23 protein-coding genes and 1 pseudogene are annotated in these 21,335 nt (G+C 73.4%); 15 read left to right on the forward strand and 9 right to left on the reverse strand.

What is annotated here, in order from left to right; translation table 11 throughout:
• The first annotated feature begins 72 nt into the window (after nt 1–72).
• The 7 genes from ACGFR9_RS27310 to ACGFR9_RS27340 all read left to right on the forward strand — a co-directional run bounded on the left by ACGFR9_RS27310 (nt 73) and on the right by ACGFR9_RS27340 (nt 8,412).
• Nucleotides 73–969 carry an STAS domain-containing protein gene (locus ACGFR9_RS27310; RefSeq protein WP_393213180.1) on the forward strand — a complete coding sequence of 299 codons (897 nt, stop codon included), beginning with the start codon at nt 73–75 and terminating at the stop codon, nt 967–969.
• The gene (locus tag ACGFR9_RS27315) at nt 966–1,385 is read left to right on the forward strand and encodes an STAS domain-containing protein (protein WP_393213183.1); all 420 of its coding nucleotides are present in this window, start codon (nt 966–968) and stop codon (nt 1,383–1,385) included. The genes ACGFR9_RS27310 and ACGFR9_RS27315 overlap by 4 nt, the downstream gene beginning before the upstream one ends.
• Nucleotides 1,385–1,825, forward strand: coding sequence for an anti-sigma regulatory factor (locus ACGFR9_RS27320; RefSeq protein WP_393213767.1), 441 nt, complete (start codon nt 1,385–1,387; stop codon nt 1,823–1,825). Before ACGFR9_RS27315 ends, ACGFR9_RS27320 begins: the two co-directional genes overlap by 1 nt.
• On the forward strand, nt 1,825–2,913 hold the full coding sequence (locus tag ACGFR9_RS27325) for a SpoIIE family protein phosphatase (RefSeq protein WP_393213186.1): 1,089 nt from the start codon (nt 1,825–1,827) through the stop codon (nt 2,911–2,913). The genes ACGFR9_RS27320 and ACGFR9_RS27325 overlap by 1 nt, the downstream gene beginning before the upstream one ends.
• Nucleotides 2,910–4,628 carry a PP2C family protein-serine/threonine phosphatase gene (locus ACGFR9_RS27330; RefSeq protein WP_393213189.1) on the forward strand — a complete coding sequence of 573 codons (1,719 nt, stop codon included), beginning with the start codon at nt 2,910–2,912 and terminating at the stop codon, nt 4,626–4,628. Before ACGFR9_RS27325 ends, ACGFR9_RS27330 begins: the two co-directional genes overlap by 4 nt.
• A 117-nt stretch (nt 4,629–4,745) precedes the next feature.
• The gene (locus ACGFR9_RS27335; protein ID WP_393213192.1) at nt 4,746–6,119 is read left to right on the forward strand and encodes an NAD(P)/FAD-dependent oxidoreductase; all 1,374 of its coding nucleotides are present in this window, start codon (nt 4,746–4,748) and stop codon (nt 6,117–6,119) included.
• 61 nt (nt 6,120–6,180) lie between these two features.
• Entirely contained in the window at nt 6,181–8,412 is a 2,232-nt protein-coding gene (locus tag ACGFR9_RS27340; RefSeq protein ID WP_393213195.1) for an FUSC family protein, read from the forward strand.
• Nucleotides 8,413–8,486: 74 nt separating this feature from the next.
• Here ACGFR9_RS27340 and ACGFR9_RS27345 read toward each other — a convergent pair whose 3' ends face one another.
• From ACGFR9_RS27345 to ACGFR9_RS27360, 4 genes are all read right to left on the reverse strand, one after another.
• Nucleotides 8,487–8,915, reverse strand: a complete 429-nt coding sequence (locus tag ACGFR9_RS27345; RefSeq protein ID WP_393213198.1) for a hypothetical protein — start codon at nt 8,913–8,915, stop codon at nt 8,487–8,489.
• Nucleotides 8,916–8,943: 28 nt separating this feature from the next.
• Nucleotides 8,944–9,153 (reverse strand): DUF5133 domain-containing protein, encoded by a 210-nt coding sequence (locus tag ACGFR9_RS27350; protein WP_393213201.1) that lies wholly within the window; start codon nt 9,151–9,153, stop codon nt 8,944–8,946.
• Nucleotides 9,154–9,185: 32 nt separating this feature from the next.
• On the reverse strand, nt 9,186–10,049 hold the full coding sequence (locus ACGFR9_RS27355; RefSeq protein ID WP_393213204.1) for a SigB/SigF/SigG family RNA polymerase sigma factor: 864 nt from the start codon (nt 10,047–10,049) through the stop codon (nt 9,186–9,188).
• 196 nt (nt 10,050–10,245) lie between these two features.
• Entirely contained in the window at nt 10,246–10,686 is a 441-nt protein-coding gene (locus tag ACGFR9_RS27360) for an ATP-binding protein (protein WP_393213206.1), read from the reverse strand.
• Nucleotides 10,687–10,830: 144 nt separating this feature from the next.
• Between ACGFR9_RS27360 and ACGFR9_RS27365 the strand changes: the two genes are divergently transcribed.
• From ACGFR9_RS27365 to ACGFR9_RS27375, 3 genes are all read left to right on the forward strand, one after another.
• Nucleotides 10,831–11,061 carry a hypothetical protein gene (locus ACGFR9_RS27365; protein ID WP_311644517.1) on the forward strand — a complete coding sequence of 77 codons (231 nt, stop codon included), beginning with the start codon at nt 10,831–10,833 and terminating at the stop codon, nt 11,059–11,061.
• Between the two features lie 50 nt (nt 11,062–11,111).
• Nucleotides 11,112–12,590, forward strand: coding sequence for an aminotransferase class I/II-fold pyridoxal phosphate-dependent enzyme (locus ACGFR9_RS27370; protein ID WP_393213209.1), 1,479 nt, complete (start codon nt 11,112–11,114; stop codon nt 12,588–12,590).
• A 302-nt stretch (nt 12,591–12,892) separates the two neighbouring features.
• Complete coding sequence (locus ACGFR9_RS27375) at nt 12,893–13,351, forward strand: cyclic nucleotide-binding domain-containing protein (protein WP_393213212.1); 459 nt, start codon at nt 12,893–12,895, stop codon at nt 13,349–13,351.
• Nucleotides 13,352–13,546: 195 nt separating this feature from the next.
• Here ACGFR9_RS27375 and ACGFR9_RS27380 read toward each other — a convergent pair.
• Together ACGFR9_RS27380 and ACGFR9_RS27385 are read right to left on the reverse strand one after the other, a co-directional pair.
• A pseudogene (locus ACGFR9_RS27380) lies at nt 13,547–13,690 on the reverse strand (MFS transporter); the annotation flags it as partial.
• 137 nt (nt 13,691–13,827) lie between these two features.
• A complete protein-coding gene (locus ACGFR9_RS27385) occupies nt 13,828–14,445 on the reverse strand; it encodes a LysE/ArgO family amino acid transporter (RefSeq protein WP_393213215.1) in 618 nt (205 codons plus the stop codon).
• Nucleotides 14,446–14,515: 70 nt separating this feature from the next.
• Between ACGFR9_RS27385 and ACGFR9_RS27390 the strand changes: the two genes are divergently transcribed.
• Entirely contained in the window at nt 14,516–15,412 is an 897-nt protein-coding gene (locus ACGFR9_RS27390) for a LysR family transcriptional regulator ArgP (RefSeq protein WP_393213770.1), read from the forward strand.
• On the opposite strand, the gene ACGFR9_RS27395 is transcribed toward ACGFR9_RS27390, so the two are convergent.
• Nucleotides 15,378–16,175 carry a TetR/AcrR family transcriptional regulator gene (locus ACGFR9_RS27395; protein WP_393213218.1) on the reverse strand — a complete coding sequence of 266 codons (798 nt, stop codon included), beginning with the start codon at nt 16,173–16,175 and terminating at the stop codon, nt 15,378–15,380. The genes ACGFR9_RS27390 and ACGFR9_RS27395 overlap by 35 nt on opposite strands.
• Before the next feature lie 98 nt (nt 16,176–16,273).
• Here ACGFR9_RS27395 and ACGFR9_RS27400 point away from each other — a divergent pair, with 98 nt between their 5' ends.
• From ACGFR9_RS27400 to ACGFR9_RS27410, 3 genes are all read left to right on the forward strand, one after another.
• Nucleotides 16,274–17,494 carry a saccharopine dehydrogenase C-terminal domain-containing protein gene (locus ACGFR9_RS27400; RefSeq protein ID WP_393213221.1) on the forward strand — a complete coding sequence of 407 codons (1,221 nt, stop codon included), beginning with the start codon at nt 16,274–16,276 and terminating at the stop codon, nt 17,492–17,494.
• 112 nt (nt 17,495–17,606) lie between these two features.
• Nucleotides 17,607–17,858 carry a WhiB family transcriptional regulator gene (locus tag ACGFR9_RS27405; protein ID WP_393213223.1) on the forward strand — a complete coding sequence of 84 codons (252 nt, stop codon included), beginning with the start codon at nt 17,607–17,609 and terminating at the stop codon, nt 17,856–17,858.
• Nucleotides 17,859–17,913: 55 nt separating this feature from the next.
• Nucleotides 17,914–18,264 (forward strand): DUF488 domain-containing protein, encoded by a 351-nt coding sequence (locus ACGFR9_RS27410; RefSeq protein WP_393213227.1) that lies wholly within the window; start codon nt 17,914–17,916, stop codon nt 18,262–18,264.
• A 17-nt stretch (nt 18,265–18,281) separates the two neighbouring features.
• On the opposite strand, the gene ACGFR9_RS27415 is transcribed toward ACGFR9_RS27410, so the two are convergent.
• Together ACGFR9_RS27415 and ACGFR9_RS27420 are read right to left on the reverse strand one after the other, a co-directional pair.
• Complete coding sequence (locus ACGFR9_RS27415; RefSeq protein WP_393213230.1) at nt 18,282–19,955, reverse strand: FAD-binding dehydrogenase; 1,674 nt, start codon at nt 19,953–19,955, stop codon at nt 18,282–18,284.
• A 27-nt stretch (nt 19,956–19,982) separates the two neighbouring features.
• Complete coding sequence (locus ACGFR9_RS27420; RefSeq protein WP_393213233.1) at nt 19,983–20,591, reverse strand: TetR/AcrR family transcriptional regulator; 609 nt, start codon at nt 20,589–20,591, stop codon at nt 19,983–19,985.
• Between the two features lie 117 nt (nt 20,592–20,708).
• Here ACGFR9_RS27420 and ACGFR9_RS27425 point away from each other — a divergent pair, with 117 nt between their 5' ends.
• The gene (locus ACGFR9_RS27425; protein WP_030222826.1) at nt 20,709–21,332 is read left to right on the forward strand and encodes an alpha-ketoglutarate-dependent dioxygenase AlkB; all 624 of its coding nucleotides are present in this window, start codon (nt 20,709–20,711) and stop codon (nt 21,330–21,332) included.
• The last annotated feature ends 3 nt before the right edge of the window (nt 21,333–21,335 follow it).

The following is a 21,335-nucleotide window of genomic DNA, read 5'->3' on the forward strand; positions in this document are numbered from 1 at the left end:
GCCGAGTTTCGCAGCGCGGTCCCGGCACCCGGGTCGCGGTGCGGCGCGACGACTGACGAGGAGAAGAACCAGGTGCCGGAACGTGAAGCGGGCGGATCACTCGGAACACCGACGGACGAGGTCAGGGACTTCCTGCGGCGACGGCGCGAGCAGATCGCCCAGCGCTGGGCGGACGAGCCCCTGTTCCGTACGGTGTTCACGGTCTCGCGTGACGAGGCGGTGGAGGCGGGGAAGGCGGTCGTCGACGCGCTGGCGCAGGTCGCCGACGCGCAGCGGGTCGAGGACCCGGACGCGGCGGGCTTCTCCGCGGTGCGTGAACAGCTGGCCCGGATGGGCGCGGCCCGCGCCCGCGCGGGGCTGTCACCCACCCAGGTGGCGAGCGAACTGGCCGCGCTGTGGCCGCCGGTGGAGAACCTGCTGGTCGCCGATCTGGACCAGGCCCCGCCTCAGCGGCTGCGGGAGTACTCGACCACGCTGAGCGTGCTCCTCGGGACACTGCGGCTGGTGGCCATGCAGACGGCGCTGAGCGAGGGCCAGGCGCTCATCGACCGGCAGCGGCTGCAGCTGCTGGAGGTGGCGACCCCCGTGATCAAGCTGTGGGACGGCATCGTGGCGGTCCCGCTGATCGGCACCCTGGACAGCGCCCGCAGCCAGGTGGTGATGGAGACCCTGCTGAACGCGGTGGTCGACCAGCACGCCCGGTTCGCGATCCTCGACATCACCGGTGTGCCGACGGTCGACTCGCTGGTGGCGCAGCACCTGATGAAGACGGTCGCCGCGGCCCGGCTGATGGGCGCGGAGTGTGTGGTGTCCGGTATCCGCCCGGCGATCGCGCAGACCATCGTGCACCTGGGTCTGGACCTCGGCACGGTGAAGACGCGGGCGAGCCTCGCCGACGCGCTCGGCTACTGCCTGCACGAGCTGGGGACGACATTCGTGCAGGCGCCCGACGGTGCGGGCCGCCGGTGAGTGAGGGGTTCTCCCGCCCGGTCGCGGGACATGTGCCGGTCCTCCGGCTCGGCGACGTGCTGCTGGTCACCCTCCAGGGGGATCTGTACGACGGTTCGGCGCAGCAGCTGCAGCAGGACCTCTCCGAGACGATCGCCCGCAGCGGCGCCACGGGGGTGGTCATCGACATCTCCGGGGTGGAGATCGTCGACTCCTTCCTCGGGCGGGTGCTGGCCGAGATCGCCGCGCAGACGGAGCTGCTGGCCGCGCGGACCGTGGTGGCCGGTATGCGGCCCGCGGTCGCCATCACCCTGGTGGAGCTGGGGCTGACGCTGCCGGGGCTGCGGACCGCGCTCACCACCGAGGCGGCGATGGAGCTGCTGGCTCAGCCGGTCGTGGCGTTCCGTTCCGGCGGCAGGCACGAGGAGAGTCCGTGATGCACACCGCCGCGGGCGTGGAGGCCCGCCTGCCCATCCGGTCGGACATGGACCTGGTGTGGGTGCGTCAGCATGTGCGGCAGGCCGCCGCCCGGCTCGGTTTCGGTCTCGTGGACCAGACGAAACTGGTGACCGCCGCCAGCGAGCTGGCCCGCAACACCCTGGTGCATGGCGGGGGCGGCCTGATGGAGGCGTCGCACGTCGTCAGCGGGGGCGTCGACGGGCTGCGGCTGGCGTTCAGCGACTCGGGGCCCGGCATCCCCGATCTCGACCGGGCGCTGAGCGACGGCTACACCTCGGGTGACGGGCTGGGGATGGGGCTGGGCGGGTCACGGCGCCTGGTGCACGACTTCGAGGTGGAGAGCGCCCCGGGGGCGGGGACCACGGTGCGGGTGACCTCGTGGGTGACCGGGCCGCGGCATCCGCGTGGGGGTCCCTGATGCCCCGGGTGCGGTATGTGCCGGTGCAGGACTCGACCCGGGTGCGGGACGTCCGGGTGGCGGCGGAGGAGGCCGCGGCGGAGGCCGGGCTCGACGACCGGCGCACCGCGGCCGCGGCGCTGGTCGCGACCGAGCTGGCCACGAACGTCCTGAAGTACGCGCAGGCGGGCGAGGTGGTCGTCGAGGTCGTGGACCCGCCCGTCCTGCGGGAGGGCCCGCCGGACCGGGCGGTGCAGATCACCGCGCTCGACCACGGTCCGGGCATCGCCGATGTGGCCGCCGCGATGCGGGACGGGTTCACCACGACCCGCTCCCTCGGCGCGGGCCTCGGCACCTGCCGGCGCCTCGCGGACGACTTCGGCCTGCACAGCGTCCTCGGCCGCGGCACGGTGGCGGTGGCCCGCGTCGGCCCGGCGGACGGCTCCGGGGCCGCCGGGGTGCGGGACGGCGGCAGCGGCTTCGCCGGCGCGGACGGCCCCGCCGTGCGCGCCGGGGGCGTCAACGTGCCGTTCGCCGGGGCGGACTTCTCCGGGGACGCGTGGGCCTGGGTGAGGTCCGGTGACCGGCTGACGCTGATGCTGGCCGACGGGCTGGGACACGGAAGCGAGGCGGCGCACGCCTCCGGCGCCGCCGTCGACGCGCTGCGGCACTCGGCCGGGCTGTCGCCCGCCGAGTGTCTGGCGAAGCTGCACGCGGCGCTGTCCGGCACCCGGGGCGCGGCCGTCGCCGTGGCGCGGCTCGACACCTGGGCCGGCCGGCTGCGGTTCGCCGGGATCGGCAATGTGACGGCCCGGCTGCGGGAGGGCGACCGGTGGCGGACGCTGCTGTCCCGGCCCGGCATCGTCGGGGTGCACCGGCCCGGCACCGTACGCGAGGACGATGTCGCCTGGACCGGGGAGAGCCTGCTGATCCTGCACACCGACGGTCTGCCCAGCCGCTGGACGCCGCCCCCGGACACGGGGGTGCCGCCCGCCGACCCGGCCGTGACGGCCGCCGTGGCCGTCCGGGACGCCGGCAGTCCCGCGCGTCCGCTGCGGGACGACACCGCCGTGGCCGTACTGGCCCCCGCCCCGCCGGACCGCCCATGAGCCACACCTGGCGGATCCGTACCGTCACGGACGCGGCCCGTGCCCGTATCGCCCTGGCCCGGCTGGCCGCGGCACACGGGGTGCCCACCGTCGAACGCGCCCGGCTCGCCGCGACGCTCAGCGGCCGGGTCCGGCAGTGCCTCATCAAGGGCGGAGACTGGGTGCTCACCCTGGACGCCCCCGGCTCCCCCGCCGACTCCGGGAGCCTGCATGTCGCGCTGGTTCCGGCCCCCGGCGCGGGCGCCGCGGGCCGCGTCCCCTGGACGGTGACCGTTCCGTGCCCGGAGCCGGGCCCGGTGTCCGGCGCGGGCACGGTGACGGAGGACCCGGACGACCTGTCTCAGGCGCTGCTCGGCGCCGACGAGGACACGACGGCGGTGCTGGACAGGCTCGCCGAGCAGGAGGAACTGGTCGCCTTCCACCGGGAGGAGCTGCACCAGACCAACCAGGGTGTCCTGGCACTGCACGCCGAGCTGGACGCGGCGGGACGCGCGCAGCGGGATGCCTTCGCGGCCGAGCGCCGGGCCCGTACGGAGGCGGAGGAGGCGCGCCGCCGGCTGACGTTCCTGGCGGACGCCAGCGCCGTGCTGAACGCCTCGCTGAACCATGACGAGATCGTGCGCCGGCTGCCGGAGCTGCTGGTGCCGCGGTACGCCCGCCATGTCGACGTATGGCTGTTCGACGACGAGGACGACGACCGGTACCGGCCCACGTCCCGTCCGGCCGCCGCGGTCGACGCGGCGCGCACCGGCCGGCCGCAGTTCGCCGCCGACCGCCCCGGCGGTCTGCCCGGCGTGGACGACCGGCCCGCGTCGGCCCTGTCCCCCGGGCGGCCGCTGCTCTGCGTCCCGCTGCTGGCCCGGCGTGCGCCGCTCGGGGTGCTGACGCTGTCGCCGCCCGGCGAGGGCTGGGACCCGGACGACGCCGTGATGCTGCTGGAGCTCGCCCGGCGGGCCGGCACCGCCCTGGACAACGCCCGCCGTTTCGAGCACAACCGCGACATCGCCGAGACGCTGCAGCGCGCCCTGCTCACCGATCTGCCGGCCACCCCGGGCCTGGCCCTGGCCGCCCGCTATCTGCCGGCCACGCACGGGCTGAACATCGGCGGCGACTGGTACGACGCCTTCCGGCAGCCGGACGGCGGTCTGATCACCGTCATCGGCGACGTGACCGGGCACGGGCTGCACGCGGCGGTGATGATGAGCCAGCTGCGGACCGCGTTGCGCGCCTACGCCGTCGACGGAGACAGTCCGGGCCGGCTGCTGACCCGGCTGCACGGGTATCTGCGCCATCTCCAGCCCGATCTGTTCGCCACCGCGGTCATCGCCCGCTTCCATCCGGACGGGCGCACGCTGACATGGGCCGCCGCCGGTCATCCGCCGCCGGTGCTGCGGCTGTCCGACGGGCGGGTGCGCCTCCTGGACGCCAAGCCGGGCGCGATGCTCGGCATCCCGCTGCGGCAGGACATCGCCGACCACACCGAACGGCTGACGCCCGGTTCGACGCTGGCGCTGTACACGGACGGGCTGGTCGAGCGGCGCGCCCGGGGTATCGATCCGGGCATCGATCGGCTCGCGACGGTCCTCGGATCGTTCGGTCCGGCGGAACTGGACGCCGATCTGGAGGACGCGGCGGACCGGATGCTGCGCCCGCTGCTCAGCGATTCCGAGCGCGACGACGACGTGTGCCTGCTGCTGTGTCATCTGCGCGGCTGAACCCGGCGCCGGTGGTTTCCCGGTGCGTTCCCGCCGAGGTACGGGCATCGTGGTGCTGAACAGGGGCACGCGTCAGTGGTCGATGTTCGAGGCCGGCCACTGGAGCCGCAGGAAGGGATGGACACCGTGACACGACCCAGGATCCTGGTGGTGGGCGCAGGTTTCGCCGGTGTGGAGTGCGTGCGCCGGCTGGAGCGAAGGCTCGCCCCCGACGAGGCCGACCTCACCCTGGTGACGCCGTTCTCCTACCAGCTCTATCTGCCGCTGCTCCCCCAGGTGGCCTCGGGTGTGCTGGCCCCGCAGTCGGTCGCGCTGTCCCTGCGCCGCAGCGAGCGGTACCGTACCCGGATCATCCCGGGCGGGGCCATCGGCGTGGACCTGCGGTCCAAGGTGTGTGTCGTCCGCACCGTCAACGGCGAGATCGTCGACGAGCCGTACGACTACATCGTGCTGGCTCCCGGCAGTGTCACCCGCACCTTCGACATCCCGGGCCTGACGGACCACGCCTTCGGGCTGAAGTCACTGGCCGAGGCGGCCTATCTGCGCGACCACGTCATCTCCCAACTGGACCTCGCCGACGCGAGCCACGATCCGGCCGAGCGGGCCTCGAGGCTGCAGTTCGTGGTCGTCGGCGGCGGTTACGCCGGGACCGAGACCGCGGCCTGTCTGCAGCGGCTGACGCACGCCGCCGTCAAGCGCTACCCCCGGCTGGACCCGGGCCTGATCAAGTGGCATCTCATCGACATCGCGCCGAAGCTGATGCCCGAACTGGGCGACAAGCTGGGGCGCAGCGCGCAGGAGATCCTGACCCGGCGCGGCATAGAGATCTCGCTGGGCGTCTCCATCGCGAAGGCGGGCGCCGAGGAGGTCACCTTCACCGACGGCCGGGTGGTACCCACCCGCACCCTGATCTGGACCGCCGGGGTCGTCGCGAGCCCGCTCATCGCCACGCTCGGCGCGGAGACCGTGCGGGGGCGGCTGGCCGTCAACGCGGACATGTGTCTGCCCGGCCACGACGGGGTGTTCGCGCTCGGCGACTCGGCGGCGGTGCCCGACGTGGCCAAGGGCGACGACGCCGTGTGTCCGCCGACCGCGCAGCATGCCCTGCGGCAGGGCCGGCATGTCGCCGAGAACGTCATCGCCACACTGCGGGGCCGGCCGGCCCGGCCGTACGTCCATCACGACCTCGGGCTCGTGGTGGACCTCGGCGGAACCGACGCGGTGTCCAAGCCGCTCGGCATCGAGCTGCACGGGCTGCCCGCCCAGGCGGTGGCCCGCGGCTACCACTGGTCGGCGCTGCGCACCGGTGTCGCGAAGACGCGGGTGATGACGGACTGGCTGCTGAACGCGGTCGCGGGCGACGATTTCGTGCGCACCGGGTTCCAGGCGCACCGGCCGGGCAATCTGCGGGACTTCGAGTATCTGGACGCCTATCTCACGCCGGAGCAGGTGCGGGCGCACGTGACGGAGGCGGGCCGGTCGGCGCGGTGACGCCGGGGAGGACGGACGGGCCGCCGCTCGCGGGGCCGGGGTACGAAGAGAGTGCGGTGGAGTGAAGGCGGCGGGACGCTCGGCAGGGGCACGGCTGCGGGACCGTCTGGCGGCGTCCGACCCCGGGCTGCTGCGGCTGACGGCGGGGCTACGGACGGTCGGCGCGATCGCGGTGACGCTCGCCGTGCTGGCCTCGGCCGGGAACGACGTCACCCATCTGGTGGCGGGGGCGATGGCGGCGATGGTCGCCACCTTCGCCATCCGGGAGAGGCAGCGCGGCGCCCAGGCGGTCACGCTGGCGCTCGGGCTGCCGGTGGCGCTGGTGTCGGTGTCGCTGGGCGCGGTGCTGTCCGAGCGGGTCCTGGTCGGGGACGTGTTCTTCGTCGTGCTCATCTTCGCCGCGGTGTACGGCCGCCGGTTCGGTGACCGCGGGACCGCGCTCGGTCTGATCGGCTTCCAGGTCTACTTCGTGGCCCTGTTCGTCGGCGCGTCCGCCGGGCAGCTGCCGGGGCTGTGGGTGGCGCTGGCCGTCGCGTTCGCGTCCAGCGCGCTGGTGCGGTTCGCGGTCGTGCCGGTGACGCCGTCCGGGCTGCTGCTGCGGCTGCGGCAGGCCTTCCGGGCCCGGCTGGGCCGGCTGGTGTCCGCGCAGCTGGCGCTGCTGGACGCCGGTCCTGACGGGATGGACAAGGCGCTGGAGGACGTACGGCTGGCCAACGCGCGGCTGCACGAGACGGCGCTGATGATCCAGAGCCGGCTGGAGGAGGGCACGCCGGACGAGCCGACGGCGCGGCTGGTGCAACGCCGGATCGCGGACGCGGAGATCGCGGCCGAGCGGCTGGGACTGCTGCTGCTGTCGGCGCGCAGCGCCGAGCGGGCGGACACCCTCACCCTGCATCTGCCCGGCGCGCCCGCGCCGGAGGTGGGCCGGCTGCCCGGCCCGGACGAGGCCACCGCCCAGCTGCGGCGGGACCTGCGCGCGCTGCGGGTGCTGGTGGTGCGCACCCGCCCCGGCGGTACGAGCGTGGCCCGGCTGCGCAACCGGCTGCTCGGCTACCGGGACGAGGAGAACCTGCCGGCCGCCACACCGGCCGTACGGGACGTGTTCCGGGCCGTCGGCGAGACCGCGCGCGCCGTTATGGGGCTGCGGGTCGCGCTGGAGGGGCCGCAGGACGAGTCGGACGACAGTCCGGCGACGGCGAGGTCCCGCGAGGAGCTGGACGCCGAGGACGCCGCCATCGCCGGTGAGGAGGCGGAGGAGGCCGAGAAGCCGAAGGGGCTGGAACGGCCGACCACGCGCGCGGCCGTGCAGGTCTCGGTGGGTTCGACGCTGGCGATCGTCGGGGGTGAGCTGCTGTCCTCGCACCGCTGGTACTGGGCGGTGCTGACCTGCTGGATCGTCTTCATCAACACGGCGTCGACCGGCGAGATCCTGGTCAAGGGCTACCGGCGGCTGCTGGGTACGGTGTTCGGCGTGGTGGCCGGCATCCTGCTGGCGGCGCTGGTGGGCCGGCACACGTGGACGGCGTTCTTCCTGGTGCTGGTGCTGATCTTCGCCATGTTCTACACGGCACCGCTGTCGTACACGCTGATGTCGTTCTTCGTGACGGCGATGCTGGGGCTGCTCTACACGCTGCTGCACACCTACAGCTGGGAGGTGCTGGTGCTGCGGGTGGAGGAGACGGCGCTGGGGGCGGCCTGCGGGGTGGTCGCGGCGGCGCTGGTGCTGCCGGTGAACACGGACCGGCGTACCAACGAGCTGCTGGTCACCGTGCTGGAGCGGCTCGCCGAGGTCACCGAGGCGGCCGTCGGACAGCTGAGCGGCGGGCCGGCCGGGGATCTGCTGGACAAGGCGCGGGAGCTGGACCAGGCCCTCGGCGACCTGCGGTCGGCGACCCAGCCGCTGACGCATCCGGTGACCCCGCTGCGGACCCGTCGCACCAACGCGCGCTACGTGGTGGCGCTGCTGGAGACCTGCGCGTACCACGCCCGCTCACTGGCGGCGACCGCGGAACTGCTGCCGACGCATCCCTCGATCGCGGCCGACCCCCGGCTGCGCGGGGCGGCGGGGCGCACGGTCCGCAACATCGTGACGATCGCGGACCGCGTCGCCGAGGAGAACGTCACGGTCCCGGTCGAAACGGGCCCGAGCATCGCCTCCCTCCTGGGCGGCGACGGCACGGCCCGCTACGGCCGCATCACCGACCGGGTCCTACGCCACCTGGAACGTCTGGACGAAGCGGTGGTGGGTCTGGCCCGGCCGTTGTCGGTCCCGGTCAAACCCACGGACCGCTGACCCCCACCCCCGGCCGCCCACACGTGTGTACGGCCCCCGCAGCGCGCCGGGGCCGTACACAGGCGTGGGTGGGGTCAGAAGTCGGTCGGGAGGCCGCTTGCTTCGGCTATGCCCCGTAGTTCCTCGTTCTGGCGGTGGCGGTCCCTGATGTAGTCGGCGATCTCACCGAGGCGGGACGGGTCGGCGGCGGTGGCCGCGTCGGTGACCACGCGGACCGGGCCGGTCTCGTCCACCTCCAGTTCGACCACCTCGTTGTCCAGCCGGCCGGTGACGGCGGTGGCGATGACCAGGGCGGCCTCGTCACGGACCTCCTGGGGCAGTTCCTCGTCCGTGTCGTCCAGCGCGAGGTCCATGCCGGCCAGTCGGTGTTCCTCGATCGCCTGGAGGACCGGCTCCACCACGTGGAGCAGAAGCCGGTAGTCCTCGGTGTCCATCCGGACCCGCAGGAGGTCCAGGTAGACGTCCACGGGCCTGCCTTCCGGGGGAATCTCGGATTCGCTCATCCGCTACGGGTTCCCCGCACACCGCGGGTCATACGGCGGCCGGCGCACCGGCCTCGGACGGCTCCGTCCCGGCCGCCGCCAGCCAGCCGCGCGCGACGGCGAGGGCTTGGCGTACGTCCCGCGTGCCGGTCGACACGCACAGGGTGTACGCCAGGTCGCGGGTCCGCGGGTCGGCGGCCGACAGGGTCTCGTACTCCTCGACGAGCCGGCGCAGCACGGTGGGGTGGGGCTTCAGCATGTGTCTCGCTTCCTGGTCGGGGCGGGCGGCTCTCACGCCGTCGCCGAGTGTCCGCCGGTGCCGCGGCGGCCGGTGCGCTGTCCCATCGCGTCGGCGCGCACGCGTGCGCAGCTGCGGCTGATGAGACGGGAGACGTGCATCTGGGAGATGCCGAGCCGGTCGGCTATCCGGCTCTGGGTCATGTCCTCGAAGAACCGCATGTAGAGGATGGCGCGCTCGCGCTCCGGGAGCCGGCGCAGGCCCTCCTTGGCGGACTCGCGGTCGACGACGGTGTCGTACGAGGCGTCCGCGGCGCCGAGGGTGTCGGCGAGGCTGTAGCCGTCGTCGTCGGAGGACAGTTCCGCGTCCAGGGACAGGGTGCTGAAGCTCTCCAGTGCCTCCATCCCGGCGCCGACCTCCTCCTCGGTCAGCCCGGTGTGGGCGGCGACGGCCGCGACGGACGGTTCGGGGCTGCCCGGGTGCTGGGTGAGTTCGCGCCGGGCCACCCGCACCTTGTTGCGCAGTTCCTGCACCCTGCGCGGCACCCGCAGGGCCCACATCCGGTCGCGGAAGTGCCGCTTGACCTCACCCGTGATGGTGGGGACGGCATAGCTCTCGAAGGCCCCCCGGCTCGGGTCGAACCGGTCGATGGCCTTGACCAGGCCGAGGGCGGCGACCTGGCGCAGGTCCTCGACGGCCTCGCCGCGGTCGCGGAAACGGCCGGCGATGCGGTGGGCCATGGGCAGCCACGCGGTGACCAGCTCGTCGCGGACGGCGTCCCGTTCGGGGCCGTCCTCCAGTGTGGTCAGCCGGGCGAACAGCGCGGCGGTGTCGGGGGCGTCGTCGTGCCGCCGTCGGGGTGCCGCGGTCGTCGTGTCGGAGGGGCCGGGTCGATGGGTGGGCGAGTCAATGAGCATGCGGTTCGCTCCCGAACGGTGGTTTCGAGGGATCTACCGCGGGGGCGGTCGCCGCCTGGACGCCCGGAGGGTCCACAGCAGTCGTACCTCTCCCGCTGGCGCGCCTCCGGTCCGAAGCACGACCCTCCGATTGCCCCCTCGCCGGTAGAACAAACTCCGCTTCCGCACACGATGTGCGGAGGCCTGTTCCGGCTGTTCAGGACAGGGGAACCACGGCGGTGATGCACTTGCCGCCGGCGGGCAGGTCGGACACCCGGACGTCGCGGGACAGCCGGCATACGATGGGCCAGCCGTGGCCGCCCGGGCGGCGGCGTCCCTGCCGGTCGGCGAGGGGCACGACGACGGGCAGTTCGTCGCTGCGGTCGCTCACCGACAGGCTTACTCCGGGGCCGCTGACGTCGACCTGGAATCCGGTGACGCCGCCGCCGTGCAGCATGGCGTTGGTGGTGAGTTCGGAGGCGACGAGCAGGGCGTCGGCGAGGGCCTCGGTGTCGCAGTGGGTGTGGGTGGCCCGGCAGCGTTCGGCCACCGCGCGGGCCACGGCCTCGCGGACGTCGGCGGGACGGCACGGGCACGGGGGTGCGGCCCGGTGGGTGCCGGGCGGTTCAAGGGGTTCGGTCGTGTGCTCCTGACACATCCTGCGGCTCCCTGATCGGTGGGTACGTCGATGAAAGATGCCTCGGACCTCTCTTTTCGGCTCACCTGTCCCGGTGGTGGCAAACCTCCCGGCCGCATCCTGAACGACTGTCATCCGGACGGCGGACGGGGGTACGCGGACGGTATGACCGATGTGGTGGACTCGGACGAACTGCTGCGGCGCATCCGGCGGGCGCGGGCCTGCGCGGCACAGGAGGAGCGGGCCTGGCGGGCCCGGGGCGACGAACTCGGGCGGGCTGAATCCGCCGATCCCGGCGCGGCGCGCGACGCCGAGGTGCGCGAGGTGGCGTACGGGGTGGTGCTGCGGGTGCTGGACGAGATCCTGACGCCGGGGAGGCACACGGCGCGGAGCTGACCGGCCCGGGCCCGCGGATTGGCGGGGGCGCCGCAGGGCACCCGGGGCGCATGACGGTCGATCACAGCCGGGCACCGGTTCTGGAAGCGCTGGAGGAGTACCACCGCGGCGGGCGGCTGGGCTTCACCCCACCGGGGCACAAGCAGGCCCGCGGGGCCGATCCCGCGGTGCGTGAGGTGCTCGGGGACGCGGTGTTCCTCGGCGATGTGCTGGCGTCGGGCGGGCTGGACGACCGGCTCACCCGGGGCGGGGTGCTGCGGCGGGCACAGGAGCTGATGGCCGACGCCGTGCACGCCGAGCACACCTTCTTCAGCACATGCGGGAGTTCCCTGTCGGTCAAGGCGGCGATGCTGTCCGTCGCGAGGCCGCACGAGAAGCTGCTGATCGGGCGGGACGCCCACAAGTCGGTGGTGTCGGGGCTGATCCTGTCCGGGATCGAGCCGGTGTGGGTGGAGCCGCGGTGGGACGCCGTACGGCATCTCGCGCACCCGCCGTCGGCGGACGACTTCGACCGGGCCTTCGACGCCCATCCGGACGCGCGCGGCGCGCTGGTGACGAGCCCGACGCCGTACGGCGCCTGCGCGTCGCTGCGGGAGGTCGCCGAGGTGTGCCACCGGCGTTCGCTGCCGCTGGTCGTGGACGAGGCGTGGGGCGCGCATCTGCCGTTCCACCCGGAGCTGCCGTCCTGGGCGATGGACGCGGGCGCCGACATCTGTGTGACCAGCATCCACAAGATGGGAAGCGGTCTGGAGCAGGGTTCGGTGTTCCATCTGCGGGGCGGTCTGGTGCCGCCCGCGGTGCTGGGTCTGCGTGCCGATCTGCTGGGGACGACGAGCCCGTCGGTGCTGATCCTCGCGGGGCTGGACGGGTGGCGGCGGCAGATGGCCCTGCGCGGCAAGGAGCTGATGGGGTCGGCGCTGGCGCTGGCCGGTGAGGTGCGGGCGGCGATCGAGGAGATCGACGGGATGCACGTCGACGACCGGTCCGACTACTGCGGCCCGGATCTGGCGGACGACTTCGATCCGCTGCCCGGCGTCATCGACGTCGCGGATCTGGGCATCACGGGGTTCCAGGCGTCCGACTGGCTGCGGGAGCACCGGAGCATCGACGCGCATCTGGTCGACCACCGCCGGATCGGGGCGCAGATCACCCACGGCGACGACCGGGAGACGACCGGGGAGCTGCTGTCGGCGCTGCGGGAGCTGGGCCGGGTGGCGCGGCGGCTGCCCCGGGCGCCGGAGGTGGCGGTGCCGTCGCCCGAGGAGCTGCGGATGGAGCAGGCCGTACTGCCGCGGGACGCGTTCTTCGGGCCGGCCGAGGATGTGCCGGTGGAGCGGGCGGCCGGGCGGGTCGCGGCCGAGATGATCACGCCGTATCCGCCCGGTATCCCGGCGGTGCTGCCCGGTGAACGGCTCACCGTGCCGGTGCTGCGCTATCTGCGGACGGGGCTGGCGGCGGGCATGCATCTGCCCGACCCGTCGGACCCCGGGCTGGACACGGTCCGGGTGGTCGGTGAGGGTGCCGGGTGACGTCCGTGACGACCCCATGGTGAGACGAGTCACGCGACCGGGTTCTGCCTACCGGATCGCCCGGCAAGTGGTTTATCGTTCACTCATACGTGGTGGCGGAGTCGACCTGCGTCCTCCGGACACCACCGCTTACGGCCCTGGCTGGCTTCCCCCGTCCAGCCAGGGCTTTCTCATGCCCGGGCGCGGTCGGCGGACAGGAACCGGACGTGTCGCGTCCGCCGAGGTGCCCCGAACGGCCGTAGCGGCTGAAATGAACGTAGGGAAAGCACCGGAACCGTAGCCCCGGCGAGGAGCCCCGCGCCATGACCAAAGCGATCAAACTCCTGACCGCCCTTCCCCCGCCGCAGCGCGAGCGTCTGATGGCGCTTGCCCGGGAGGTGTCCTTCCCCGAGGACACCCGGATCTTCGAGGCGGGCGGCACCGCCGACCGCTTCTGGGTGATCCGCTCCGGCGCGGTCTCGCTGGACCAGCGGGTGAACGACCTGCACCGGGTGACCGTCGCCGGCCTCGGCGCGGGCGATCTGCTGGGCTGGTCCTGGCTGTTCCCGCCGCACGAGTGGGACTTCGGCGCGGTGGCCTTCAGCCCGGTGCGCGCGTACGAGTTCGACGCGGCGGCGGTGTTGCGCCTCTGCGAGGAGGAGCCGCCGCTCGGTCTCCTGCTGGTACGCAACGTCGCCGAGGTCCTCGCCCACCGTCTGGAGACGACACGCGGGAAGCTGCTGGAGCAGTACGCGATGCATCGGCGGGGCGGGGGGCTGTAGGCCGTCCGGCCACGGTCCGTCGTGGCTGGTCGCGCGGTTCCCGCGCCCCTGTGGGGCGGTGCCGCCCGGCCCCTTCCCCGCGTTCCCTCCCCCGGTAGCGGTACAGGACCGGCCGCGGGTCCGTCGTGGCTGGTCGCGCGGTTCCCGCGCCCCTGTGGGGCGGTGTTCTCGCGGCCGCTGCCCCGGCGTCCGGGCTCATACCCGGTAGCGGCGTAGGGCCGGCATCGTTGCCGTCAGGGTCAGGATCGCGTCGATCACCAGGATGCCGCCGCCCGCGACGGCCGTGCGGGGGCCGAAGGCGGAGCCCGCGGTGCCGTGGAGTACGTCGGCCAGACGGGGCCGCCGGCCGGGTCCGGGGTCCTTCTCCGGTGCTTCGGTACCGCTCTCGCTGGTGTCCACGACCGTCCTGATGGGTATCCACGTCGTTTGGGCGGGGTTCACCATGGCAGGCCCCGGCATCGCCCTGCCCTCCGGTTTCAGGCCCCGGCGACGAGTGTGAGGCCGAGGACGATCATGGTGGCGGCGACCAGCCCGTCCAGCACCCGCCAGGCGGCGGGGCGGGCCAGGTAGCGGCCCAGCAGCCGGGCGCCGAAGCCGAGCGCGGCGAACCAGCAGACGCTGGCGAGTACGGCGCCCAGGCCGAAGGTCCAGCGCAGCGGTCCGTGATCGGCGGCGACCGAGCCCAGCAGGAACACCGTGTCGAGGTAGACGTGCGGGTTGAGCCAGGTCAGGGCGAGGCAGGTGAGCACGGCACGGCGCCGGGAGGTCGCCGCCTCCCCGGCCGTCCGCAGTCCCGCGCCGGCCGGGCGGAACACCCGCCGGGCGGCCAGGGCGCCGTAGCAGAGCAGGAACGCGCCGCCGATCCAGCCGACCGCCGTCAGCGCGCCGGGCCACGCCACGACCACCGCGCCGACCCCGCCGACGCCCAGGGCGATGAGGGCCGCGTCGGACAGGGCGCAGATGGCGACCACGGCGAGGACTGCGTCACGCCGTACGCCCTGTCGCAGGACGAAGGCGTTCTGGGCACCGATGGCGACGATGAGGGAGAGGCCGGTGCCGAAGCCGGCGGCGGCGGTGGTCAGGGCGCTGGTCATGCCGATGACGCTACGGTCGGCGGATGCCTGCAGTACAGCTAAGGATTCTTACGTACCCTTAGCCCTCGTGATGACCGATCTCCCGTTGGACCAGGTACGGACGCTGCTCGCCGTGGTGGACGAGGGGACCTTCGACGCCGCGGCGGCGGCGCTGCACGTCACGCCGTCGGCGGTGAGCCAGCGGGTGAAGGCGCTGGAGCAGCGCACGGGGCGGGTGCTGCTGCTGCGCACCAAGCCGGTGCGGCCGACCGAGTCGGGCGAGGTACTGGTCAGGCTGGCCCGCCAGGTGGGCCGGCTGGAGCGGGACGCGTACGCCGAGCTGGGGCTGAGCGGGGCCGGGGAGCCGACCAGGGTGTCGGTGGCGGTGAACGCGGACTCGCTGGCGACCTGGTTCCTCGGTGCCCTCACCCGGCTGCCGCCGGACTCGCGGCTCCGCTTCGAACTGCGCAGGGAGGACGAGGCGCACACGGCGGCGCTGCTGCGGGAGGGGACGGTGATGGCCGCGGTGACCTCGTCGCCGGACGCGGTGCCGGGGTGTTCCGTACGGCATCTGGGGCGGATGCGCTATCTGCCCGCGGCGCACCCGGAGTTCGCCGCACGGCATCTGACGGGGCCGTTGCGGGAGGTGCTGCCGGTGGCGCCGGTGGTGGTGTTCGACCGGAAGGACGACTTCCAGGACGGGTTCGTCCGCCGGCTCACGCGCGGGGGCTGTGAGGCGAGCGCGCTGCGTCATCACGTGCCGACGTCGGAGGGCTTCGTGGAGGCGGTCGCCGCGGGGCTGGGGTGGGGCATGGTGCCCGAGGCCCAGGCGGATCCGCTGCTCCGCTCCGGGCGCCTCGTGGTGTTCGCCCCCGGCCGCGAGGTCGACGTGTCCTTGTACTGGCAGCAGTGGAAGCTGGACTCCCCGGCCCTGGCGACGGTCGCGGACGCGGTCACCCGGGCGGCGACGGGGGCGCTGCGCGCCTGACCGGGTGCCCCGCGTGCGGCACGCCGCCCACTCCCTGCCCCTCGGACGGTCGCACCCCGCCCCGGGGTGCCGGCAGGCTCTGTTCCGCGCTGGTCAGGAGCATGTCCAACGCCGTCGGGTACGCGCTGGTGGTCATGCGGGTGGCGAGGAGGGGGGCAGCCTCGGCGATACGGGGGTGGGTCGCGGCCGGAAGGCGCGCGTAGGTCGAGCGCCACATGTCCTCGTCGGCATGCTGCGCGGCGCTCGGCAGGGCCAATGACGCCGCGTCGAGGGCGGCGAAAGCCAGCGTGGTGTCGATGAAGGCGTGATAGACGCGCACCGTCTCCGGCAGCGGGAATCCCGCCGTGCGCAGCACGTCGAGGACCGCCTCGTCGGCCGCCAGTTCGTTCGCCCGCCCGGACACCCGGCTCGCCGTGAGAACGGCCGCCTGCGGGTGCGACACATAGGCCGCGTGAATGCGAAGCCCGATACCGCGCAGGTCGTCGCGCCACCGCCCGGTGGGGTGCCAGCCGTGCAGCGCCCGGCCGATCAGCGCGTCGCCGATGGCGAGGATCAGTTCGTCCATGCCGCGGAAGTAGCGGTAGAGGGTGCTCGGATCGCAGTCCAGGGCGAGACCGAGCCGACGGGCGGTCAGACCCGAACTGCCGTGCTCGCGCAGCATCCGCAGCGCGGTCTCGACGATCAGCGTCTCGGAGAGGACGACACCGCCCCTGGTCGGCCTGCGGCGCCGCCGGCGCTCCTCGGGGACCACACGCTTCGGCATCACCGCTCCTTGTCCCTTATGCCAACACCATTGACCTTACGTCGGCGTACGGCCGAGCATCACGTCCCGGAATCCATGCGTCCAGGAAAGGGACCGTCATGCGTGTACTGCTCGTGGGAGCCGGCGGGGTGGGTACCGCCATCACCCGGATCGCGGCCCGGCGGCCGTTCTTCGACCGGATGGTGGTGGCCGACCACGACCCCGCGCGGGCCGAGGCGGCGGTCTCCGCACTCGGCGCGGACGCCGGCCGGTTCCACGCCGAGCGCGTGGACGCCGCCGACGAGGAGGCGGTCGCGGCGCTGCTCGAGCACCATGGCTGCGATGTGCTGCTCAACACCACCGACCCCCGGTTCGTGATGCCACTGTTCCGGGCCGCGCGCCGGACCGGCGCCACCTATGTCGACATGGCGATGTCGCTGTCCCGGCCGCACGGCGGGCAACCGTACGAGAAGTGCGGGGTCAAGCTCGGCGACGAGCAGTTCGCGCTGGCCGGGGAGTGGGAGAAGGCCGGTGCGCTCGCCCTGGTCGGGATGGGTGTCGAACCCGGGCTGTCGGACGTCTTCGCCCGGTACGCCGCCGACGAACTCTTCGACGGGATCGAGGAGATCGGCGTCCGCGACGGCGCGAACCTCACCGTGGACGGCTACGGCTTCGCGCCGTCCTTCAGCATCTGGACCACCATCGAGGAGTGTCTCAATCCGCCCGTGGTCTACGAGAAGGACCGGGGCTGGTTCACCACGCGGCCGTTCAGCGAGCCGGAGGTGTTCGACTTCCCCGAGGGCATCGGCCCGGTGGAGTGCGTGAACGTCGAGCACGAGGAGGTGCTGCTCGTCCCGCGCTGGATCGACGCGCGGCGGGTGACGTTCAAGTACGGGCTCGGCCGCGAGTTCATCGACACGCTCCGGACGCTGCACCTGCTGGGACTGGACCGCACCGACCCGGTCACCGTGCCCGGTCCCGAAGGCCCCGTGCGGGTCTCGCCCCGGGACGTGGTGGCCGCCTGTCTGCCCGACCCGGCGACCCTCGGCGAGCGGATGTACGGCAAGACCTGCGCCGGCACCTGGGTACGCGGGGTGAAGGACGGCGCGCCGCGCGAGGTGTACCTGTACCACGTGGTCGACAACCAGTGGTCCATGGCCGAGTACGGCTGCCAGGCCGTGGTCTGGCAGACCGCCGTCAACCCCGTCGTCGCCCTCGAACTCCTCGCCGCCGGTGTCTGGTCGGGGACGGGCGTGCTCGGCCCCGAGGCGTTCCCGGCGGCGCCGTTCCTGGAACTGCTGACCGCGTACGGCTCGCCCTGGGGGCTGCGCGAACAGTGATCGCGCGTACGGCTTCCGTTGGTTTCGCCGCGCGGCGACAGGTGACCCGAAGGGGAGCAGGGCACCCGACGGGGTGCCCGTCCGTATTCACTCCGAGCGCAGGTGACTCTCGATGGACAACTGGCGCAGGCGTGCTGCCTGCCGTACCGAGGACCCCGACCTCTTCTTCCCGATCGGCACCTCCGGGCCCGCGCTGACGCAGGCGGAACAGGCCAAGGCCGTGTGCCGGCGCTGCCCCGTGCGGGAACAGTGCCTGGAATGGGCGCTCGGCACGGGGCAGTCCATCGGCGTGTGGGGCGGTACGGACGAGACGGAACGCCGTGCCCTGAAGCGGCGTATCGCCGCCCGCCGCTCGTCCGGTTAGCCGGGCCCGGTGGGCCGCAGTACGCTCGCTGGACAGCACCGGAAGGGGCCGAACCATGAGCGTGCGGGTGCGCCGTGTGTACGAACCGCCCGAGGCGGACGACGGGGTCCGGGTCCTGGTCGACCGGTTGTGGCCGCGCGGTCTGGCGAAGGACGCGGCCCGGGTGGACGAGTGGCCCAAGGGGCTGACCCCGTCCAGCGAGCTGCGCCGCTGGTACCACGCGGACGACCGGCCGTACGAGGAGTTCCGCGGCCGCTACGAGACGGAGCTGGCCGAACCGGAGGCCGCCGGACTCCTCGACCACGTACGGGAACTGGCCGGCCGGGGCCCGGTGACGCTGCTGACCGCGTCGAAGAGCCCCCAGACCAGTCACGCGGAGGTGCTGGCCCGCCTGCTGGACGACTGAGGCGCCGCCCGCCCGGGTCAGGCGGTCCGCGCGGCCGCCGCCCGTCCCGCGGCCCGCCCCGAGAAGAGACAGCCGCCGAGGAAGGTGCCCTCCAGCGCGTTGTAGCCGTGCACACCGCCGCCGCCGAACCCCGCCACCTCGCCGGCCGCGTACAGGCCCTCGACCGGCTGACCGTCGGCGCCGAGCGCGCGGGAGTCCAGGTCGGTCTGGATGCCGCCGAGGGTCTTGCGGGTGAGGATGTTCAGCTTGACGCCAATCAGCGGGCCGGCCGCCGGGTCGAGGATGCGGTGCGGGGTGGCGACCCGGCCGAGACGGTCGCCGATGTAGCGCCGGGCGTTGCGGATGCCCTGTACCTGGGCGTCCTTGCTGTACGCGTTCTCCATCTGCAGGTCGCGGGCCTCGATCTGACGCCGTACCACGGCGGCGTCGAGCAGCGGCTTCTCGGTGAGGGCGTTCATCTTCTCGACGAGCTGCTCGAGGGTGGTGGCGCTCACGAAATCGGCGCCCTTGCGCAGGAACGCGTCCACGGGGCCGGGGGCGCCCTTGCCCAGCAGCCGGGTGCGCAGGAAGCCGGCCCGGTCCTTGGCGGTGATGTCGGGGTTCTGCTCGGAGCCCGACAGCGCGAACTCCTTCTCGATGATCCTCTGGGTGAGGACGAACCAGGAGTGGTCGTACCCGGCGATGTCCTCGGTGGTGCGCAGATGCCTGAGCGTGCCGAGGGTGTCGTAGCCGGGCAGGCAGGGGCCGGGCAGCCGGCGGCCGAGGGCGTCGAACCACATGGAGGACGGGCCGGGCAGGATACGGATGCCGTGTCCCGGCCAGACCGGGTCCCAGTTGCGCAGGCCCTCGGTGTAGTGCCACATGCGGTCCCGGTTGACCAGGCGCGCTCCCGCGCGGGCGCTGATGTCGAGCATCCGGCCGTCGACGTAGGCCGGGACCCCGGTGACCATCTCGCGCGGCGGGGTGCCGAGCCGCTCGGGCCAGTACCGGCGGACGATGTCGTGGTCGGCGCCGATACCGCCGCTGGTGACGATCACGGCCTGGGCGGTGAGTTCGAACTCGCCGACCGCGTCGCGGCTGGACGCGACCCCGCGCGGGGCGTTGTCCTCCGCCAGGACGGTGCCGCGCACCCCGCGCGCGGTGCCGCCCTCGACGACGAGCTCGTCGACCCGGTGACGGTGGTGGAAGGTGAGCAGTCCGTCGCGGGAGGCCTCCCGGGCGTACCGCACGAACGGGGCGACGACGCCGGTGCCGGTGCCCCAGGCGATGTGGAAGCGGGGCACGGTGTTGCCGTGGCCGTCCGCGCGGAGGTCGCCGCGCTCGGCCCAGCCGACGGTGGGCAGGAACGTGATGCCGTGGCCGTCGAGCCAGGACCGCTTCTCCCCCGCCGCCCACTCGACGTACGCCTTCGCCCAGCGCACCGCCCAGGTGTCCTCGTCGTCGAGCCGGTCGAAGCCGGCGCTGCCCCGCCAGTCGTTCCAGGCGAGGTCGAAGGAGTCCTTGATGCCCAGGCGCCGCTGCTCCGGGGAGCCCACGAGGAACAGCCCGCCGAAGGACCAGTAGGCCTGACCGCCGAGGTTGGCGGCGTTCTCCTGGTCGACCAGGGCGACCCTGCGGCCCTTGCTGGTCAGCTCGTGGGCCGCGACGAGGCCCGCGAGTCCCGCTCCGACGACGATGACGTCGGCATCCATGGCGACCGTCCCTTCCTGTGGCGACTGTTATCCGGTGAGCAGCGCGGTCAGCAGTTGTTTCAGCCAGGCCCGGGCGGCCGCGACGTCCCGGTCCAGCAGCAGTTGGGTGGTGACGCCGTCGTAGGCGGCGACCACGGCGTGCGCGGCGCCCCGCACGTCGGTGAGGACGGCGGGCAGTTCGGTGTGGCCCCGGGCCCTCGCGAGCCGGTCCTCGATGGCCCCGCGCAGCCGGGCCCGGTGCTCCAGCAGGGCGCGCGCCACCTCGGGGTCGCGGGCGGCGTGCACCAGGAAGTCGGTCTTCACCAGCAGCCAGTCGCGGTCCAGGAGCAGGACCTCGGTGACGCGGTCGACGGCGGCGGGCACGTCGAGGTCGGGACCGTCCTGGGCGAGGGCGTCGGCGACCTGCTCCGCGATCAGTCCGGCGCGCTCGGTGTAGAGGGCGAAGAACAGCTCGTCCAGGCCGGTGAAGTTGGAGTAGAAGGCGCCCCGGGTGTAGCCGGCCCGCTCGCAGATCTCCTCGATCGAGACATGTCCGAAGCCCTTGGCGGCGAAGACGGAGAACGCGGCGTCGAGCAGTTGGGCGCGCGTGCGCCGCCGGCGTCCGGTCACGCGCCCCGCCGTACCGTCCACCGCCATACCGGCCCGCCTTCCGTTCGATACGGGAACGTATCCGATACACCGGTGTATCGAAAGAGGTAAGCCCCGAGAAGCTTCATATAGAACAGACATTCGAAACAGGAGTACGCTGGCCCCATGACCGCACTGCAGGGCTCGCTCTTCGACCAGACCGACGAACTGCGGCTCGGCCCCCTCGACGGGGTGCGCCGCACCGAGCTGGGCCGGGGCGCCTGGATCGACGTACTGCCGGGCTGGCTGGGCGGCTCCGGCGCGCTCTTCGAGCGGCTCGCGGCCGAGGTGCCGTGGCGGGCGGAGCGGCGCCAGATGTACGACCAGGTCGTGGACGTACCCCGGCTGCTGTCGTACTACCGCGCGGGCGCCCCGCTGCCGCACCCGGTGCTGACCGAGGCGCGCGAGGCGCTGAGCCTGCACTACGCCGACGAGCTGGGCGAGCCGTTCACCACGGCCGGGCTCTGCTACTACCGCGACGGCCGGGACAGCGTCGCCTGGCACGGCGACCGGATCGGCCGGGGCGCGCGCGAGGACACGATGGTCGCCATCCTCTCCGTGGGCGCGCCCCGCGATCTGCTGCTGCGCCCCCTGGGCGGCGGCGGGACCGTGCGCCGTCCGCTGGGGCACGGCGACCTCATCGTGATGGGCGGGTCCTGCCAGCGCACCTGGGAGCACGCCGTCCCCAAGAGCGGCCGCGCGGCGGGACCGCGCATCAGCGTCCAGTTCCGCCCGCACGGCGTGAACTGACCC

Source organism: Streptomyces sp. NPDC048584, assembly GCF_043199595.1.
Lineage (GTDB): Bacteria > Actinomycetota > Actinomycetes > Streptomycetales > Streptomycetaceae > Streptomyces > Streptomyces edwardsiae.

Bases quoted from the DNA above. Each gene is read 5' to 3' on its own strand.
- ACGFR9_RS27320 (WP_393213767.1), top strand. From the start codon at position 1,385: ATGCACACCGCCGCGGGCGTGGAGGCCCGCCTGCCCATCCGGTCGGAC.
- ACGFR9_RS27325 (WP_393213186.1), top strand. From the start codon at position 1,825: ATGCCCCGGGTGCGGTATGTGCCGGTGCAGGACTCGACCCGGGTGCGG.
- ACGFR9_RS27330 (WP_393213189.1), top strand. From the start codon at position 2,910: ATGAGCCACACCTGGCGGATCCGTACCGTCACGGACGCGGCCCGTGCC.
- ACGFR9_RS27335 (WP_393213192.1), top strand. From the start codon at position 4,746: ATGGACACCGTGACACGACCCAGGATCCTGGTGGTGGGCGCAGGTTTC.
- ACGFR9_RS27345 (WP_393213198.1), bottom strand. From the start codon at position 8,915: ATGAGCGAATCCGAGATTCCCCCGGAAGGCAGGCCCGTGGACGTCTAC.
- ACGFR9_RS27350 (WP_393213201.1), bottom strand. From the start codon at position 9,153: ATGCTGAAGCCCCACCCCACCGTGCTGCGCCGGCTCGTCGAGGAGTAC.
- ACGFR9_RS27355 (WP_393213204.1), bottom strand. From the start codon at position 10,049: ATGCTCATTGACTCGCCCACCCATCGACCCGGCCCCTCCGACACGACG.
- ACGFR9_RS27360 (WP_393213206.1), bottom strand. From the start codon at position 10,686: ATGTGTCAGGAGCACACGACCGAACCCCTTGAACCGCCCGGCACCCAC.
- ACGFR9_RS27365 (WP_311644517.1), top strand. From the start codon at position 10,831: ATGACCGATGTGGTGGACTCGGACGAACTGCTGCGGCGCATCCGGCGG.
- ACGFR9_RS27370 (WP_393213209.1), top strand. From the start codon at position 11,112: ATGACGGTCGATCACAGCCGGGCACCGGTTCTGGAAGCGCTGGAGGAG.
- ACGFR9_RS27375 (WP_393213212.1), top strand. From the start codon at position 12,893: ATGACCAAAGCGATCAAACTCCTGACCGCCCTTCCCCCGCCGCAGCGC.
- ACGFR9_RS27385 (WP_393213215.1), bottom strand. From the start codon at position 14,445: ATGACCAGCGCCCTGACCACCGCCGCCGCCGGCTTCGGCACCGGCCTC.
- ACGFR9_RS27390 (WP_393213770.1), top strand. From the start codon at position 14,516: ATGACCGATCTCCCGTTGGACCAGGTACGGACGCTGCTCGCCGTGGTG.
- ACGFR9_RS27395 (WP_393213218.1), bottom strand. From the start codon at position 16,175: ATGCCGAAGCGTGTGGTCCCCGAGGAGCGCCGGCGGCGCCGCAGGCCG.
- ACGFR9_RS27400 (WP_393213221.1), top strand. From the start codon at position 16,274: ATGCGTGTACTGCTCGTGGGAGCCGGCGGGGTGGGTACCGCCATCACC.
- ACGFR9_RS27405 (WP_393213223.1), top strand. From the start codon at position 17,607: ATGGACAACTGGCGCAGGCGTGCTGCCTGCCGTACCGAGGACCCCGAC.
- ACGFR9_RS27410 (WP_393213227.1), top strand. From the start codon at position 17,914: ATGAGCGTGCGGGTGCGCCGTGTGTACGAACCGCCCGAGGCGGACGAC.
- ACGFR9_RS27415 (WP_393213230.1), bottom strand. From the start codon at position 19,955: ATGGATGCCGACGTCATCGTCGTCGGAGCGGGACTCGCGGGCCTCGTC.
- ACGFR9_RS27420 (WP_393213233.1), bottom strand. From the start codon at position 20,591: ATGGCGGTGGACGGTACGGCGGGGCGCGTGACCGGACGCCGGCGGCGC.
- ACGFR9_RS27425 (WP_030222826.1), top strand. From the start codon at position 20,709: ATGACCGCACTGCAGGGCTCGCTCTTCGACCAGACCGACGAACTGCGG.